The sequence below is a fragment of the Meinhardsimonia xiamenensis genome (assembly GCF_900102905.1).
In the GTDB taxonomy this organism is placed as follows: domain Bacteria; phylum Pseudomonadota; class Alphaproteobacteria; order Rhodobacterales; family Rhodobacteraceae; genus Meinhardsimonia; species Meinhardsimonia xiamenensis.
In genome coordinates, this window is record NZ_FNFV01000003.1 from 313454 (window position 1) to 329304 (window position 15851).

The 15851-nt window shown below is 67.9% G+C and carries 13 protein-coding genes; 10 read left to right on the forward strand and 3 right to left on the reverse strand.

The features are described 5' to 3' along the window. Both BLQ14_RS08285 and ilvC read right to left on the reverse strand, forming a co-directional pair. Positions 1-849, reverse strand: coding sequence for an SDH family Clp fold serine proteinase (locus tag BLQ14_RS08285; protein ID WP_092500044.1), 849 nt, complete (start codon positions 847-849; stop codon positions 1-3). Positions 850-973: 124 nt separating this feature from the next. Continuing rightward, positions 974-1996, reverse strand: a complete 1023-nt coding sequence (gene ilvC / locus BLQ14_RS08290; RefSeq protein ID WP_092500046.1) for a ketol-acid reductoisomerase — start codon at positions 1994-1996, stop codon at positions 974-976. A gap of 181 nt (positions 1997-2177) precedes the next feature. On the opposite strand from ilvC, the gene BLQ14_RS08295 reads away from it, so the two are divergent. From BLQ14_RS08295 to uvrA, 5 genes are all read left to right on the forward strand, one after another. Then, positions 2178-3320, forward strand: a complete 1143-nt coding sequence (locus tag BLQ14_RS08295; protein ID WP_092500048.1) for an aminotransferase class V-fold PLP-dependent enzyme — start codon at positions 2178-2180, stop codon at positions 3318-3320. A 137-nt stretch (positions 3321-3457) separates the two neighbouring features. Continuing rightward, positions 3458-4744: an MFS transporter gene (locus BLQ14_RS08300; RefSeq protein ID WP_092500228.1), complete on the forward strand. Its 1287-nt coding sequence runs from the start codon at positions 3458-3460 to the stop codon at positions 4742-4744. A 146-nt stretch (positions 4745-4890) separates the two neighbouring features. Then, the gene (locus BLQ14_RS08305) at positions 4891-5487 is read left to right on the forward strand and encodes a DUF924 family protein (protein ID WP_092500050.1); all 597 of its coding nucleotides are present in this window, start codon (positions 4891-4893) and stop codon (positions 5485-5487) included. A 172-nt stretch (positions 5488-5659) separates the two neighbouring features. Beyond that, positions 5660-7054 (forward strand): dihydrolipoyl dehydrogenase, encoded by a 1395-nt coding sequence (lpdA, locus tag BLQ14_RS08310; protein WP_092500052.1) that lies wholly within the window; start codon positions 5660-5662, stop codon positions 7052-7054. Positions 7055-7200: 146 nt separating this feature from the next. Beyond that, complete coding sequence (uvrA, locus tag BLQ14_RS08315; protein ID WP_092500054.1) at positions 7201-10065, forward strand: excinuclease ABC subunit UvrA; 2865 nt, start codon at positions 7201-7203, stop codon at positions 10063-10065. A gap of 185 nt (positions 10066-10250) precedes the next feature. Here uvrA and BLQ14_RS08320 read toward each other — a convergent pair whose 3' ends face one another. Then, positions 10251-10475 carry a YgaP family membrane protein gene (locus BLQ14_RS08320; protein ID WP_092500056.1) on the reverse strand — a complete coding sequence of 75 codons (225 nt, stop codon included), beginning with the start codon at positions 10473-10475 and terminating at the stop codon, positions 10251-10253. A gap of 183 nt (positions 10476-10658) precedes the next feature. Here BLQ14_RS08320 and BLQ14_RS08325 point away from each other — a divergent pair, with 183 nt between their 5' ends. The 5 genes from BLQ14_RS08325 (at position 10659) to BLQ14_RS08345 (ending at position 15822) form a co-directional block, all read left to right on the forward strand. Beyond that, positions 10659-11450, forward strand: coding sequence for a DeoR/GlpR family DNA-binding transcription regulator (locus BLQ14_RS08325; RefSeq protein ID WP_092500057.1), 792 nt, complete (start codon positions 10659-10661; stop codon positions 11448-11450). 79 nt (positions 11451-11529) lie between these two features. Beyond that, entirely contained in the window at positions 11530-12447 is a 918-nt protein-coding gene (locus tag BLQ14_RS08330; RefSeq protein ID WP_092500059.1) for a PfkB family carbohydrate kinase, read from the forward strand. Next, positions 12438-13463 carry a tagatose 1,6-diphosphate aldolase gene (locus tag BLQ14_RS08335; RefSeq protein WP_092500061.1) on the forward strand — a complete coding sequence of 342 codons (1026 nt, stop codon included), beginning with the start codon at positions 12438-12440 and terminating at the stop codon, positions 13461-13463. The genes BLQ14_RS08330 and BLQ14_RS08335 overlap by 10 nt, the downstream gene beginning before the upstream one ends. Before the next feature lie 4 nt (positions 13464-13467). Beyond that, positions 13468-14856 (forward strand): hypothetical protein, encoded by a 1389-nt coding sequence (locus tag BLQ14_RS08340; RefSeq protein WP_092500063.1) that lies wholly within the window; start codon positions 13468-13470, stop codon positions 14854-14856. 27 nt (positions 14857-14883) lie between these two features. After that, positions 14884-15822: a hydroxyacid dehydrogenase gene (locus BLQ14_RS08345; protein WP_092500065.1), complete on the forward strand. Its 939-nt coding sequence runs from the start codon at positions 14884-14886 to the stop codon at positions 15820-15822. The last annotated feature ends 29 nt before the right edge of the window (positions 15823-15851 follow it).

Here is a 15851-nt window from a genome sequence, read left to right on the forward strand (position 1 = left end):
TCAATGCGCGCGCCGCCCGCCTTGGCTCGGCTGGCTGTGGGGGATGTATTCGACGCTCGGCTGGCGCTGCGTCGGCTGGGGGTAGAGTGTCATCATCTGCAGCACCGCTTCGGGGATGTCGGTGCTGACCGGAAGGCCGATCTCCCGGGCGTGCTCGGCGAAGATCGGGTAATCGTGCGTCCAGCGCCCCTCGCTCAGCATCACCGACACCTCGCGCGCCTTCTCCGCTCCGAGCTTGTCCTTCAGGAGCGCCTCGGCCGTGGCCTGCACCTGGGCGATGGCCTTGGCGCCCTGATCGGCCATCACGATGGTCTGGTCGTCGATGTCCTTGGGCTCCTTCTTCTGCAGCACCACCTGCAGCGACGCCGCAGGCATCTGCCCCAGCTGCGGGTCGATGGGTCCGAGCGTGGCGTGCGGGCTCATCACGATCTCGTCGGCGGCAAGCGCGATCAGCGTGCCGCCCGACATGGCGAAATGCGGCACGAAGACCGTCACTTTGCCCTCATGTGCCTTCACCGCGCGGGCGATCTGGGTGGCGGCGATCACCATGCCGCCCGGCGTGTGCAGGATGATGTCGAGCGGCTTGTCCTTGGGCGTGGCGTGGATGACGCGCAGGATTTCCTCGGAGTCATTGATGTCGATGTAGCGCATCAAGGGAAAGCCCAGGAAACTCATCGTCTCCTGCCGGTGCACCAGAAGCACCACCCGCGAGCCGCGCTCGCGCTCGAGCTTCGCGATCTGGCGCGCGCGCATGTTCTCCAGCATCTTGCGCTGGAAGATCGGCTGCAGCGCCGACATCAGGAAGATCAGCCAGAAGATGTCGAAGATCGAAAAGCCCGTGGCTTCCATGGGTGCGCTCCTTCCTGCCTGCCTGAGCGGCTGCATCCTTGACCATGCCGCCCCCTTTGGCAACCCGGAAAACGAAACGGGACGCGCCCGAAGACGCGCCCCGTTTCAATTCGTGAAAGCTCGTTCAGTTCTTCGAGCGATCCACCATGCGCTTCTCGGCGATCCAGGGCATCATCGCGCGCAGTTTCTCGCCGACCTGCTCGATCTGGTGGGCGTCGTTGAGCCGGCGGATGGCCTTGAAGCTCGGCTGGCCCACGGCGCATTCGGTCATCCAGTCGCGCACGAAGCGGCCGGTCTGGATGTCCTCGAGGATGGCCTTCATGCGCGCCTTGGTCTCCTCACGCGGCAGCACGCGCGGGCCGGAGACATACTCGCCGTATTCAGCGGTGTTGGAGATCGAGTAGTTCATGTTGGCGATGCCGCCTTCGTAGATCAGGTCCACGATCAGCTTCACCTCGTGCAGGCACTCGAAATAGGCCATCTCGGGGGCATAGCCCGCCTCCACCAGCGTCTCGAAGCCCATGCGGATGAGCTCGACGAGGCCGCCGCAAAGCACCGCCTGCTCGCCGAAGAGGTCGGTTTCGCACTCTTCCTTGAAGTTCGTCTCGATGATGCCGGCGCGCCCGCCGCCGATGGCCGAGCAGTAGGAAAGCGCAATCTCCATCGCCTTTCCGCTCGCGTCCTGATGCACCGCCACGAGGCAGGGGACACCGCCACCGCGCACGTATTCGCTGCGCACCGTGTGGCCCGGGCCCTTGGGCGCCATCATGATGACATCAACGCCGGGCTTGGGCTCGATCAGCCCGAAATGCACGTTGAGCCCGTGTGCAAAGGCGATCGCCGCCCCGTCGCGCAGGTTGTCGTGGACGTACTTCTTGTAGGTCTCGGCCTGAAGCTCGTCGGGCATGGTGAACATGATCAGGTCGCACCAAGCCGCGGCCTCGGCAATGCCCATCACCGTCAGCCCTTCGGCTTCGGCCTTGGCTGCCGAGGGCGAGCCTTCGCGCAGGGCGATGGCGATGTTCCTGGCCCCCGAATCCCGTAGGTTGAGCGCATGCGCATGCCCCTGGGATCCATAGCCCAGGATCGCCACCTTCATGTCCTTGATCAGATTGATATCGCAGTCGCGATCGTAGTAGACGCGCATCGCGCTCTCCCTTCCTTCACTGTCCCTGGCGTCAGCCCATCTCGGCGCTCGTGTTTAGCGGCATTTTGCCGGGATGCAATGGCGCCCCGCATGCGGTATCGCGCGCTTCGTCCCATACGCTTTGCCAAGCGGGCGCAACCTCGCTAGGCAGAGGGCGGAACGCTTCGCAGGAGCATGAGGCATGAGCGCACTTCGCCCCGACGTCGACCCTGACGGCCTGATGGAATTCTCGGTGGTCTTCACCGACCGTTCACTCAATCACATGAGCCAGCGCTTCCAGCAGGTGATGCGCGATCTGTCGGAAATCCTGCGCGGCACCTACAAGGCGGACGCTCTGGCGCTGGTGCCCGGCGGCGGCACCTACGGCATGGAATCGGTCGCCCGCCAGCTGGCCACCGGCCGAAAGGTGATGGTGATCCGCAACGGCTTCTTCTCCTACCGCTGGAGCCAGATCTTCGAGATGGGGGCGATCCCGGCCGAGGAGACCGTGCTGAAGGCACGGCGCACCGGCAACGGGCCGCAGGCGCCCTTCGCGCCGCCGCCCGTGGAGGAGGTGGTGGAGCGCATCCGCGCCGAGCGCCCCGATCTTCTGTTCGCGCCGCATGTCGAGACGTCCTCGGGCATGATCCTGCCCGAAGACTACCTGCAGGCGGTGGCCGAGGCGGTGCATGGCGTGGGCGGGCTCTTCGTGCTCGACTGCATCGCCTCGGGCTGCGTCTGGGTGGACATGGAGAAGACCGGGGTCGACGTCCTTCTCTCCGCGCCCCAGAAGGGCTGGTCCTCGCCACCTTCGGCGGGGGTGGTGATGCTGAACGCGGCCGCGCGCGACCGCGTGAAGGAAACCCCCTCGACAAGCTTTGCCATGGATCTGGCCAAGTGGCTGTCGATCATGGAGGCCTATGAGGCGGGCGGGCACGCCTATCACGCCACCATGCCCACCGATGCGCTCGCCGCCTTCCGCGACAATGCGGCGGAGGCGAGGGATTATGGGCTCGACCGTCTTGCCGAGGCGCAGTGGGAGCTCGGACGGCGGGTGCGCGCTGCCCTTGCCGCGCGTGGCTTGCGCTCGGTCGCCGCCGAGGGTTTCGAGGCGCCGGGTGTGGTGGTGTGCTACACTGACGACCCCGCCGTCCAGAACGGCTCGAAGTTCGCGCAAGCAGGCTACCAGATCGCGGCGGGAGTGCCGCTGATGGTGGACGAGGGCCCCGACTACCACAGCTTCCGCATCGGGCTCTTCGGGCTCGACAAGCTCAAGGATGTCGATGGCACCGTCTCCCGCCTCGAGGCGGCGCTTGACCGGGTCTTCGGCCCCGCGCAAGGCTGAGGTCGCGCAGCAACGCGCGCCGGCGGGCGGGGGAGGTGGCGGGGCGTGTCGCTCCGGCCCGCGGGTTGTCGCGAACAGGCTTGGTCGGCCAGCGCCGGGCGCCTAGAAGCGGGAAACTCCCCGCGACGGAGATCATGATGCTTCGAGTTCTGGGAAATTCCTGGGCACTGCTCATCGGCATCGGGCTGCTGATGATCGGCAACGGTATGCAGGCCACACTCATGGGTGTGCGGGGCGCCATCGAGGGTTTCAGCACGACCGAGCTGTCGATCATCACCTCGGGCTATTTTGCCGGCTTCCTGGGCGGCTCGCGGCTGACGCCGGAACTCATCCGGCGCGTGGGACATGTGCGCGTGTTCGCCGCGCTCGGCTCCTTCGTGTCCGCTGCGCTCATCCTCTTCCCGGTGCTGACCGACCCCTGGGCCTGGACGGCGCTGCGGGTGGTGCTGGGCTTCTGCTTCTCGGGCATCTACGTCACGTCGGAAAGCTGGCTCAACAATGCCGCGACGAACGAGACCCGCGGGCAGACCCTTTCGGCCTACATGATCGTGCAGATGCTGGGCATCATCGCCGGGCAGGGGCTTCTGAGCCTCGGCGATCCGGCAGGCTACGAGCTGTTCATCCTCCCCTCCGTGCTCGTGTCCATCTCCTTCGCGCCGATCCTGCTTTCGGTCATGCCCACACCCGCCTTCGAGACGACAAAGCCGCTGCGCCTTGGCGCGCTGTTTCGCGCCTCGCCACTCGCTTTCGCGGGTATGACCATTCTTGGCGGCGTCTTCGCCGCCCAGTTCGGCATGGCGTCCGTCTTCGCCACCCAGATCGGGCTGAGCGTGGGCGAGATCTCGGCCTTCATCTCGGCCCTTTTCGTGGGGGCGCTGGTGTTTCAGTATCCGCTCGGCTGGGTGTCCGACCGTATGGACCGCCGGCTTCTCATCCTGATGGTGTCGCTCGTCGGAGGTCTCGCGGCCATCGGCGGATGGCTTGCGGCGGACCGGTTCGCCGGGCTTGTCACTGCTGCCCTGGTGCTGGGCGGCATGACCAACCCGCTCTATTCGCTGCTGATCGCCTACCTCAACGACTACCTCGACCCCGATGACATGGCCGCTGCCTCGGGCGGGCTGATTTTCGTCAACGGGATGGGGGCGATCACCGGCCCGGTCATCACCGGCTGGCTGATGGAAACGGCCGGCCCCGCAAGGGGGTTCTGGCTGTTCATCGCCTTGCTCCTGCTCTCGCTCGCGGCCTACGCGGCCTACCGCATGACCCAGCGCCCGGCCCCGACCGTGGAGGAAACAGTGGCCTATGTCGCCGTTGCGCCCATTGCCAGCCAGGTGGCTGTGGAGGCGGCGCAGGAATGGGCGCACGAGCAGCACGAACTTCAGGAGGAGAACGCCGACGCGGACCGCGCCGCGCCCACAGGCTGAGGCGGCCTTCCGTTGCAAGGCCGGTCAACGGAAAATTGCGTGATCGCCACAGCCTTGCCGAATTATCCCCAGGCTGTTGCCAGCCTGTGGAAAACGCCGCAGACTGGAAGTGCCTGGCGGGGCGCGAGAGCATGAGGGGTGTGGCGATGACGACTCCGGAGGAGGTTCTGACGTTCTGGCTCGACGAGGTCGGGCCCGAGGGCTGGTATCGCGGCGACGAGGCGCTTGACCGCGAGATCCGCGAAAGGTTCCTTGATGCTTGGGAAGAGGCGCAGCGCGGCGGGTTCGGACTGTGGCTCACCTACCCGTCGGGAACGCTGGCCTACATCATCCTGAATGACCAGTTTCCGCGAAACATGTTCCGCGGTGACGCGAAGGCCTTCTCCTCCGACCGCCGGGCGTTGGCGGCGGCCAAGATGGCCATTGCCCGCGGCTGGGACATGAAGATCGACCCGCCGGCGCGGCAGTTCTTCTACCTGCCGCTGATGCACTCGGAAAATCTCAGCGATCAGGACCGTTGCGTGCGGTTGATGAAGACCCGGATGGGCGAGGGTGGCGAGGAGAACCTGCGCCATGCGCGTGCCCACCGTGAGGTGATCCGTCGCTTCGGTCGTTTCCCCACTCGCAACGAGGCGCTGCACCGCCGTGACACGCCGCCCGAGGCCGAGTTTCTGGCGCATGGCGGCTATCGTGCCGCGCTCGACGCGGTCGACGGAGCCGCAGCCGAAACGGGCAGCACCTGAACGCCTTGCCGGCTCACGGCACACCGCCGCCCGGGGATGCGTCATTCCGCCGGGGCAGGGCGGGCATTCCCTTTCGGCAGAGCGCGCAAGGGGTGTGGCGATTGCGCGCCTTCGGGCGATAGTTTAACGTCAAACTACTTTTGCGACGCGGTTGGCTGGCGGAGGAAGCGGGATGGCAGCGAAGTCTTTCGATGTGGTGGTGATCGGCGCCGGGCCCGGCGGCTATGTCGCGGCGATCCGGGCCGCGCAGCTCGGGCTCAAGGTGGCCATCGTCGAGCGCGAGCACATGGGCGGCATCTGCCTCAACTGGGGCTGCATCCCGACGAAGGCGCTGTTGCGCTCGGCCGAGGTGTTTCACCTCATGCATCGCGCGAAGGAATTCGGGCTGAAGGCCGAGAACATCGGCTTTGATCTCGACGCCGTGGTGAAGCGCTCGCGCGCGGTCGCCAAGCAGCTCAACGCCGGCGTCGGCCATCTGATGAAGAAGAACAAGGTCACGGTGGTGATGGGCGAGGCGACGCTCGCCGGCAAGGGCCGCGTCTCTGTCAAGACCGACAAGGGCAGCGAGGAGCTGACGGCCCCGCACATCATCCTCGCCACCGGCGCGCGGGCGCGCGAGCTGCCGGGGCTCGAGGCTGACGGCGATCTCGTCTGGACCTACAAGCATGCGCTGCAGCCGCCGCGGATGCCGAAGAAGCTCCTGGTCATCGGATCGGGCGCGATCGGCATCGAATTCGCGAGCTTCTACAACACGCTGGGCGCCGATGTGACGGTGGTCGAGGTGATGGAGCGCATCCTGCCGGTGGAGGATGCCGAGATCTCCGCCTTTGCGAAGAAGAGCTTCGTCAAGCAGGGCATGACCATTCTGGAAGGCGCCACGGTGAAGAAGCTCGACCGCGGCAAGGGGCAGGTGACCGCTCATGTCGAGAAAGGTGGCAAAACGGAAACCCTTACCGTCGATACAGTGATTTCCGCCGTCGGAATTGTCGGAAATGTGGAAGGGCTGGGGCTTGAGGCGCTGGGCGTGAAGATCGACCGCACCCATGTGGTGGTGGACGAGTTCTGCCGCACGGGCGTGGAGGGGCTCTATGCCATCGGCGACATTGCCGGCCCGCCGTGGCTGGCGCACAAGGCCAGCCATGAGGGGGTGATGGTGGCCGAGATGATCGCGGGGCAGAAGGTGCACCCGATCAAGCCGGGCTCGATTCCCGGCTGCACCTACTGTCATCCGCAGATCGCCAGCGTGGGTCTGACCGAGGCGCAGGCGAAGGAGGCGGGCCACGAGGTGCGCGTCGGCCGCTTCCCCTTCATCGGCAACGGCAAGGCGATCGCCATGGGCGATGCCGAGGGCATGATCAAGACGGTCTTCGATGCGAAGACCGGCGAGCTTCTGGGCGCGCACATGGTCGGGCCTGAGGTCACCGAGATGATCCAGGGCTATGTCATCGGCAAGACGTTGGAGACGACCGAGGCCGAGCTGATCGAGACCGTGTTCCCGCATCCGACCATCTCAGAGGCGATGCACGAGGCGGTTCTCGACGCCTTCGGCCGCGTGATCCATATCTGAGCGGCATCGGGGCACTCCGGCCCGCACGGGCCGGAGAACGCCTTTCTTGGCGAATTCCCTGTGGGTGTTCGCTGTATGTTCCAGATTTCTGTTGGAGTCGCGCGCGCTTTCGCCTATCTCTTGGCCACTGGCGGTGAAGGTGGGTCATGGCCGAACAGAAGTTCATCTCGGTGCGCGGCGCGCGCGAGCACAATCTCAAGTCCATCGACGTTGACATCCCCCGCGACAAGCTGGTGGTGATCACCGGGCTGTCGGGCTCGGGCAAGTCGAGCCTTGCCTTTGACACCATCTATGCCGAGGGCCAGCGCCGCTATGTCGAGAGTCTCTCGGCCTATGCGCGCCAGTTTCTCGACATGATGCAGAAGCCGGACATGGACCACATCTCGGGCCTGTCGCCGGCGATCTCCATCGAGCAGAAGACCACCTCGAAGAACCCGCGCTCCACCGTCGGCACCGTCACCGAGATCTACGACTATCTGCGGCTTCTCTTCGCCCGCGTCGGCACGCCCTACAGCCCCGCCACCGGCCTGCCCATCGAGGCGCAGCAGGTGCAGGACATGGTCGACCGGGTCATGGCGCTGCCGGAGGGCACGCGCGCCTATCTGCTCGCCCCCATCGTGCGCGACCGCAAGGGCGAATACCGCAAGGAATTTCTCGAGCTCCGCAAGCAGGGCTTTCAGCGGGTGAAGGTGGACGGGACGTTCTACGACCTCGACGAGCCGCCCGCTCTCGACAAGAAATTCCGCCACGACATCGACGTGGTGGTCGACCGCATCGTGGTGCGCGAGGGGATCGAGACGCGCCTTGCCGACAGCTTCCGCACCGCGCTCGATCTGGCCGACGGCATCGCCATTCTCGAAACCGTACCACGGGAGGAGGGCGAGGAGCCAGAGCGCCTCACATTCTCGGAGAATTTCGCCTGCCCGGTCTCGGGCTTCACCATCCCCGAGATCGAGCCGCGGCTGTTCTCCTTCAACGCCCCCTATGGCGCCTGTCCCAAATGCGACGGGCTGGGGGTGGAGCTCTATTTCGACGAACGCCTCGTCGTGCCCGACCAGTCGCTGACGCTGGCCGAGGGCGCGCTTGCGCCGTGGCGCAAGGGCAAGTCGCCCTATTTCCTGCAGACCATCGAGTCGATTGCCCGCCACTACGGCTTCGACAAGTCGCTTCCCTGGCGCGATCTGCCCGAGAAGGTGAAACGGGTCTTTCTCTACGGCTCCGGCAATGAGGAGATCCTGTTCCGCTATGACGAGGGCGGGCGGGTCTATCAGGTCAGCCGCCCCTTCGAGGGGGTGATCCCCAACATGGAGCGGCGCTATCGGGAGACGGACTCGGCCTGGATCCGCGAGGAATTCGAGCGCTACCAGAACAACCGCCCCTGCGGCGCCTGCGGCGGCTATCGCCTGAAACCGGAGGCGCTGGCAGTGAAGATTGCCGGCCTGCACATCGGGCAGGTCACCGAGATGTCGATCCGCCAGGCGCATGAGTGGATCGGGGAGGTGCCCGAGCATCTCACCGCGCAGAAGAACGAGATCGCCCGCGCGATCCTGAAGGAAATCCGCGAGCGGCTCGGCTTTCTCAACAATGTCGGGCTCGAGTATCTCACGCTGTCGCGCTCGGCCGGCACGCTCTCGGGCGGGGAGAGCCAGCGCATCCGGCTGGCGAGCCAGATCGGCTCGGGGCTGACCGGGGTGCTCTATGTGCTCGACGAGCCCTCCATCGGGCTGCACCAGCGCGACAACGGCCGGCTTCTCGACACGCTGCGCAACCTGCGCGACCAGGGCAACACGGTGATCGTCGTGGAGCATGACGAGGAGGCGATCCGCACCGCCGACCATGTGCTCGACATCGGCCCCGGCGCGGGTGTGCATGGCGGGCGGGTGGTGGCCCAGGGCACCCCCGAGGAGATCGCCGCCGACCCAGCCTCGCTGACCGGGCAGTATCTGGCCGGCACGCGCTGCATCCCCGTGCCAAGCGAGCGACGCAAGGGCAACGGCAAGGCGGTGACGGTGGTCGGCGCCACCGGCAACAACCTCAAGAACGTCACGGTGGATTTCCCGCTGGGCAAGTTCGTCTGCGTCACCGGGGTGTCAGGCGGCGGCAAGTCCACCCTCACCATCGAGACGCTCTACAAGGCGGCCTCGATGCGGCTCATGGGCGCGCGGCAGACGCCGGCGCCCTGCGAGACGATCAAGGGGCTTGAGCATCTCGACAAGGTGATCGACATCGACCAGCGTCCGATCGGCCGCACCCCGCGCTCGAACCCGGCCACCTACACCGGCGCCTTCACGCCGATTCGTGACTGGTTTGCCGGGCTGCCCGAGGCCCGCGCGCGCGGCTACAAGCCGGGCCGCTTCAGCTTCAACGTCAAGGGCGGGCGCTGCGAGGCCTGCCAGGGTGACGGCGTCATCAAGATCGAGATGCACTTCCTGCCCGACGTCTACGTCACCTGCGAGACCTGCAAGGGCAAGCGCTACAACCGCGAGACGCTGGAGATCAAGTTCAAGGGCAAGTCGATTGCCGATGTGCTCGACATGACGGTGGAGGAGGCGCGCGAGTTCTTCGCCGCCGTCCCGGCGATCTGCGAGAAGATGGATGCGCTGCACCGGGTGGGGCTCGACTACATCAAGGTCGGCCAGCAGGCGACCACGCTTTCGGGCGGCGAGGCGCAGCGGGTGAAGCTTTCAAAGGAGCTCTCGCGCCGGGCCACGGGACGCACCCTCTACATCCTCGACGAGCCGACGACGGGGCTGCACTTCGAAGATGTGCGGAAGCTTCTCGAGGTGCTGCACGAGCTTGTCGACCAGGGCAACACCGTGGTGGTGATCGAGCACAACCTCGATGTCATCAAGACCGCCGACTGGATCATCGACATCGGCCCCGAGGGCGGCGACGGCGGCGGACGGATCGTGGCGACCGGTACACCCGAGGAGGTAGCGGCGGTGGAAGAGAGCCACACGGGGCGCTACCTGCGCCCGCTGCTCGACGCACGGCGGGTGGCGGCGGAGTAGGGCGCCACAAGAAGACGGGCGCCGGTCAACACGGTTGCGCGAGGGGCGGCGCCCGACCCGAGAGCGGGTGCTGCCCGGCCGACGGCCGGGCGGGTCGGGCCACAAGCCCCCGAAACAGGCGCCCCGCCCGGACAAAAAAGGGGCGCCCGGTCTCCCGGGCGCCTTCTCCCTGCGTTCCTGCCTTCTCAGGCAGTGCGGGTATTGCCGCCGTGCTTCTCGTCCGAGGTCGACCAGCCCAGCAGGTGGTAGACCGGGCAATAGCCCACAAGCCCGCTCACAAGCGGGATGAGGCCGACCCAGAACGCCCACCGCCAGGCGGTGTCCGGCCAGATCCAGAAGCCGGCGATCAGCGCGAGACCGATCACGACGCGGATGACGCGATCGATCATGCCCACATTGTGCTTGAACATATCGTGCCCTCCTCTCATGCGTTGTGACGGTTCACAGAGAAGATATTTGTAGGCCGCTTTTGCGCTTCAAGAGGGCCTTGCGGCTGTCGTGCCCGCCGGGTGCGCCCTTCGGGCTGTCTATATGCGAATTATCATTTCGAAATTTCGTTTGACTTGAAACACGAAAAACCGCATTCGTCGGCCATGGCGGAGGACAGGGCCTCAGATCGGGCGGGTCAGGCGCGGCGGGCGGCGATCCTGCGTCATATCGGCGCGCATGGCCGGGCGCGGGTGAACGAGCTTGCCGAGCTGTTTGGCGCCACGCCCCAGACCATCCGGCGCGATCTTGCTCTGCTGGCCGAGGCGGGCGAGGTGACCCGTTTTCATGGCGGCGCGGCGCTCTTGGCGGGGGTCGAGTATCTCGATTTCGAGCGCCGGCTGGAGATCGCCACGCCCGAGAAGCAGGCCATTGCCCGCGCCGCCGCGCGGCTGGTGCCCGACCGTTCCACCTTGTTTCTCAACGCCGGCACGACAACGGCCTTTGCCGCGCGCGAGCTGGGAAGCCGCATGCGCCTGACGGTGATTGTCGACAGTGTCTTTCTTGCCAATGAGCTGCGTGGCGCGCCCATGGTCGAGCTGATCGTGCCGCCGGGGCGGGTGCGCGCCGCCGACGGGGCCATACTCGGCGCCGAAGCGGTGGAGTTCCTGCGCCGTTTCCGCCCCGATCTGGCGCTGATCGGGGCCGCCGCGATCTCTGCGGACGGCGCGCTTCTCGACTTCGATCTCGAGGAGGCCGCGATGGTGCGCGCGATGATCGCCCGCGCACGGCGGGTGATCCTGTGCGCCGACTCGGCGAAGTTCGGGCGCGGCGCGCCGGTGGAGCTCGGGCGGCTTGGTGATGTGCAAACGCTGGTCACCGACGAGGGCTGCCCGGACGCGCTCGCCGAGCTGTGCCGGGCCGAAGGGGTCGAGCTGATCGTTGCGGGCCGCACGTGATTTCGAATGTTGACATGAATTTTCGAATCGTGATCGATACGAAAAAAGCATGGGCCACGGCTGCGGGAGGGCGCGTGAGATGAGCGGGACAGGCGCGGAGACCGGGGCGGCAGTGCTGGTGGCCGGGATCTCCGCGCTCGACGTCATTCTTGCCCTTCCCGAGCTGCCGGGCGCGGCGGCCAAGTATCGCGCCGATCAGGGCGCGCTTGCGCCGGGAGGCTGCGCCGCCAATGCCGCGATCGCGGTGGCGCGGCTTGGGGGGCGAGCGTGGCTTGCCAGCCGCCTGGGCGATGATCTCGTGGGTGATCTGGTCGTGAAGGCGCTGGCCGAAGAGGGGGTCGAAACGGCGCTTGTGCACAGGCAGCCGGGCGCGCGCTCGTCCTTCTCCTCGGTTCTGGTGGATGCTGCGGGCGAGCGGCAGATCGTGAACTTCCGCGGTACGGGGCTTGACGCCTGTGCGGGCTGGAGCGGGCATGTGCCTGCCGTCCGCGCGGTGCTGGCGGACACGCGCTGGACCGAAGGCGCCGCCGAGGCGCTCCGGCTTGCGCAGGCGCGCGGCATTGCCGGCGTGCTCGATGCCGAGCCGCCGATCGCGCCAGAGCTTCTCGATCTTGCCAGCCATGTCGCCTTCTCGCGGGCGGGGCTTGCCGCGCTTTCGGCGCGGTCGGATCCTGCCGAGGCTCTGGCCGAGGCGATGGCCGGGCGCGCCGCCTGGGCCTGCGTCACCGACGGGGCGGCGGGCGTTTACGTCCTTTCCGGGGGCGAGGTGGAGCATCTGCCGGCCTTCGCGGTGGAGGCGCGCGACACGCTCGGCGCCGGCGACGTCTGGCATGGCGCCTTCGTGCTGCGGCTGGCCGAAGGGGCCGGCGAACGTGAGGCGGTGCGTTTCGCCAATGCCGCCGCCGCGCTCAAGTGCACCCGTTTCGGAGGCGGCCTCGGCGCCCCGGGCCGGTCGGAAACCGAGGAATTCCTGAGGGAGAGAGGGCAATGGAACTGACACCGGGCAAGCTCTGGGGGCTGCGGCGGCTTGCGGACGCGCGCGGCATCTTCCGCATGGTCGCGGTCGATCAGCGCCCGCCGATCAAGGGGCCGATCGCCCGCGCGCTCGGGGTCGAGGAGGCGCCGTGGGAGGAGGTCGCGCGCTTCAAGGCGCTGCTTGTCGAGACGCTGCAGGAGGGCGCAACGGCGCTGCTTCTGGACCCGCATTACGCCATCCCGCGGGCGATCGACCTGATGCGCCCGGCGCTCGGGCTTGTGGTGACGCTCGAGGACTCGCTCTTCGAGGAGACGCCGGGCGGGCGGCTCTCGGCCGAAATCGACGACTGGTCGGTGGCCAAGATCAAGCGCATGGGCGGCGACGCGGTGAAGGTGCTGGCCTGGTATCGCCCCGACGCTGCGCCCGAGGTCGTGGCCCACCAGAAGGATTTCGTCGCCCGCATTGGCGCCGAGTGCGCCCGGCTCGACATTCCCTTCCTGCTTGAGCTCCTGGTCTATCCGCTGCCCTCGGATGCGGGCCATACCACCGACTATGTCGAGATGGGTGCCAAGCGCGCCGATCAGGTGCTTGCCTCGGTCGAGGAGTTCGCGAAGCCCGATTACGGGGTCGACATCTTCAAGCTCGAAAGCCCGGTGCCCGCAGCCGCGGCCGACGGCTCGGCCGAGGTGCAGGCGCTCTTCGACGAGATGGGGCGGCTTGCCGGCCGGCCCTGGGTGATGCTCTCGGCCGGGGCCGGAAAGGAGGAGTTCGCCCGCGTGCTCGATCACGCCTTCCGCGCCGGCGCCTCGGGCTTTCTGGCCGGCCGCGCGATCTGGGCCGATGCCTTCGCCGCCTATCCCGACTGGGAGGTGATCCGCGCCGGCCTCGAGGGTGAGGCGCGCGATTATCTCGCCCGCATCTCGGCCATGGCCGCCGAAAAGGCCCTCCCTTGGTCGCGCCATCCCTGCTACGGCGAAGGCGGGGCGCGCTTCACCCCGGCGGACGCCTCCTTCCGCCATGTCTACGGGGAGTTCTGAGACGATGCGTGTTGGCATCCTGCCCCTCGGCCGCGCCACCTTCGATGTCGCCTATGCCGAGGAGCGGCTGGCGGCGATGCTCGCGGCGCTCGAGGCAACCGGCGCCGAGCTTGTCGGCCCGCGCCATTTGCTCACCGGCGCCGAGGAGACCGCGGTCGCCATCGACGCGCTCACCGGGCAAAGCATTGACCGGCTGCTGATCCTTCAGGTCACCTTCACCGATGCCGCCGCCACCGTGGCAGCGGCGGCGCGGATCGGCGCGCCGCTGGCCATCTGGGCAGTGCCCGAGCCGCGGGCGGGCGGGCGGCTCAGGCTCAACGCCTTCTGTGGGCTCAACCTTGCCGCTCACGCGCTCGGCCGGCGCGGGATCGGCCACGGCTGGCTCTATGCAAGCCCCGAGACGGCGGGCGAGGAGCTTGCCGCGTTGCTGGCGGGCGCACGCGATGTCGAGCCCCTCGAGGGTGCGCCGATGACGGTTGCAGACGATGCACTCGCCACGGGCCGCGAGATCGCCGCGCGCATCGCCGGGCGGCGCATCGCGCGCATCGGCGCGCCGCCCGAGGGGTTTGACACCTGCCTTGCCGCGCCGGGCGCAACCGAAGCGCTCGCGGGCGTGGCGCTCGAGGAGTGGCCGCTCGAGCGGCTGTTCGAGACGGCGCGCGCGGCGGCACCCGAGGCGGTGGACGCGGTGCGCGCCGAGGCGGGCGCCGTGCTCGAGGGGCTCGAGGCGGTTGACGAGGCGGCGCTTGAGCGCTCGCTCAGGCTCGCGGCGGCGCTCAAGGCCATGCGCGGGGCAGGGCAGGCCGATGCCTTCGCCATCCGCTGCTGGCCGGAGATGTTCACCGAGTGGGGCGGCGCCGTCTGCGGGCCGGCCGCGATGCTGGGGGAGGCGCGCGCGCCCTGCGCCTGCGAGGCGGATGTCTTCGGCGCGCTCACCCAGATCGTGCTGCAGGAGGTGGCTCAGGCCCCGGTCTTTCTCGCCGATGTGGTCGATGTGGATGCCGCCGATGACAGCGCGGTTCTGTGGCATTGCGGGCAGGCGCCGGCCTCGATGCGCGACCCGGCTGTGCCGGCCGTAGCCACCATCCACTCCAACCGCCGTCTGCCGCTCCTTTACGAGTTTCCGCTGAAGCCGGGGCGGGTGACGCTGGCGCGGATCAGCCAGGCGCGCGGGCGGCAGAAGATGGTGATTGCCACCGGCGAGATGCTCTCCCGCCCGCTTGCCTTCTCGGGCACGGCCGGGGTGATGCGTTTCGACCGGCCGGCGGGGGAGGTGCTTGGGCGGATCATCGGCGCAGGCCTCGAACATCACGTGGCGCTTGCCTACGGCGATCACGCCGAGACGCTGCGCGCCGTCGCCGCCGCGCTGGAGTTGCCGGTGCTGGAGCTTTGAGGCAGCCTGCAGATTGGACCCGCGCCAATGACGAAACCGCAGATTCTCATCACCGAATTCATGGACGAGCCCGCCGTGGCGCGGCTTGATGCCGCCTTTGGCGCGCTCTACCGTCCCGATCTCGCCGATCGGCAGGAGGAGATCGCGCCGCTCCTTCCCGGCATCCGCGCGCTCATCGTGCGCAACCGCACCCGCGTGACGGCGGCGCTGCTCGATGCGGCTCCCGATCTCGTCTGCGTGGGTCGTCTCGGGGTGGGGCTCGACAACATCGACCTCGAGGCCTGCGCCGCGCGCGGGATCGACGTCTACCCCGCCACCGGGGCCAACGACCTCAGCGTTGCCGAATATGTCCTCGGCACCGCGATGGCGCTTCTGCGCACGGCCTACGCGGTCAACGAGGCGATGCTCGCCGGCGCGTGGCCGCGGCAGTCCTCGGCGGGCCGCGAGCTTGCCGGCAAGACCCTGGGGCTCGTGGGTTTCGGCTCCATCGCCCGGCTGACGGCCGAGAAGGCGCGTGCGCTGGGCATGACCGTGATCGCCCACGACCCCTTCGTGCCGGCCGATGACCCGGCATGGGCCAGGGCCGGGCGCGCCGAGACGCTTGGCGCGCTCCTTGAGGCGGCGGATGTGGTGAGCCTGCACGTGCCGCTCACCGAGGCCACGCGGCATCTCATCGGCGCGCAGGAGATCGCGGCGATGAAACCGCGCGCGGTTCTCGTCAACGCCGCCCGTGGGGGCGTGGTGGACGAGGCGGCGCTCGCCGAGGCCCTGGCCGAGGGCCGGCTTGCCGGAGCCGCGCTCGATGTCTTCGAGACCGAGCCGCTCACGGCCGAGGCGGCGGCGAAGTTCCGCGGCCTGCCGAATATCATCCTCACCCCGCACATCGCCGGGGTGACGGAGGAGTCGAACGCGCGCGTGAGCGCACTCATCGCCGAGCGGGTCGCCGCAAGGCTGGCCGGAGCATAGGACGCAGAACCAGACGCGACAGGGGAGAG

Coding starts and splice junctions, on each gene's coding strand:
- BLQ14_RS08340 (WP_092500063.1), top strand. CDS start 13,468: ATGCGTGTTGGCATCCTGCCCCTCGGCCGCGCCACCTTCGATGTCGCC.
- BLQ14_RS08285 (WP_092500044.1), bottom strand. CDS start 849: ATGGAAGCCACGGGCTTTTCGATCTTCGACATCTTCTGGCTGATCTTC.
- lpdA (WP_092500052.1), top strand. CDS start 5,660: ATGGCAGCGAAGTCTTTCGATGTGGTGGTGATCGGCGCCGGGCCCGGC.
- BLQ14_RS08320 (WP_092500056.1), bottom strand. CDS start 10,475: ATGTTCAAGCACAATGTGGGCATGATCGATCGCGTCATCCGCGTCGTG.
- ilvC (WP_092500046.1), bottom strand. CDS start 1,996: ATGCGCGTCTACTACGATCGCGACTGCGATATCAATCTGATCAAGGAC.
- BLQ14_RS08330 (WP_092500059.1), top strand. CDS start 11,530: ATGAGCGGGACAGGCGCGGAGACCGGGGCGGCAGTGCTGGTGGCCGGG.
- BLQ14_RS08335 (WP_092500061.1), top strand. CDS start 12,438: ATGGAACTGACACCGGGCAAGCTCTGGGGGCTGCGGCGGCTTGCGGAC.
- uvrA (WP_092500054.1), top strand. CDS start 7,201: ATGGCCGAACAGAAGTTCATCTCGGTGCGCGGCGCGCGCGAGCACAAT.
- BLQ14_RS08305 (WP_092500050.1), top strand. CDS start 4,891: ATGACGACTCCGGAGGAGGTTCTGACGTTCTGGCTCGACGAGGTCGGG.
- BLQ14_RS08345 (WP_092500065.1), top strand. CDS start 14,884: ATGACGAAACCGCAGATTCTCATCACCGAATTCATGGACGAGCCCGCC.
- BLQ14_RS08295 (WP_092500048.1), top strand. CDS start 2,178: ATGAGCGCACTTCGCCCCGACGTCGACCCTGACGGCCTGATGGAATTC.
- BLQ14_RS08300 (WP_092500228.1), top strand. CDS start 3,458: ATGCTTCGAGTTCTGGGAAATTCCTGGGCACTGCTCATCGGCATCGGG.
- BLQ14_RS08325 (WP_092500057.1), top strand. CDS start 10,659: ATGGCGGAGGACAGGGCCTCAGATCGGGCGGGTCAGGCGCGGCGGGCG.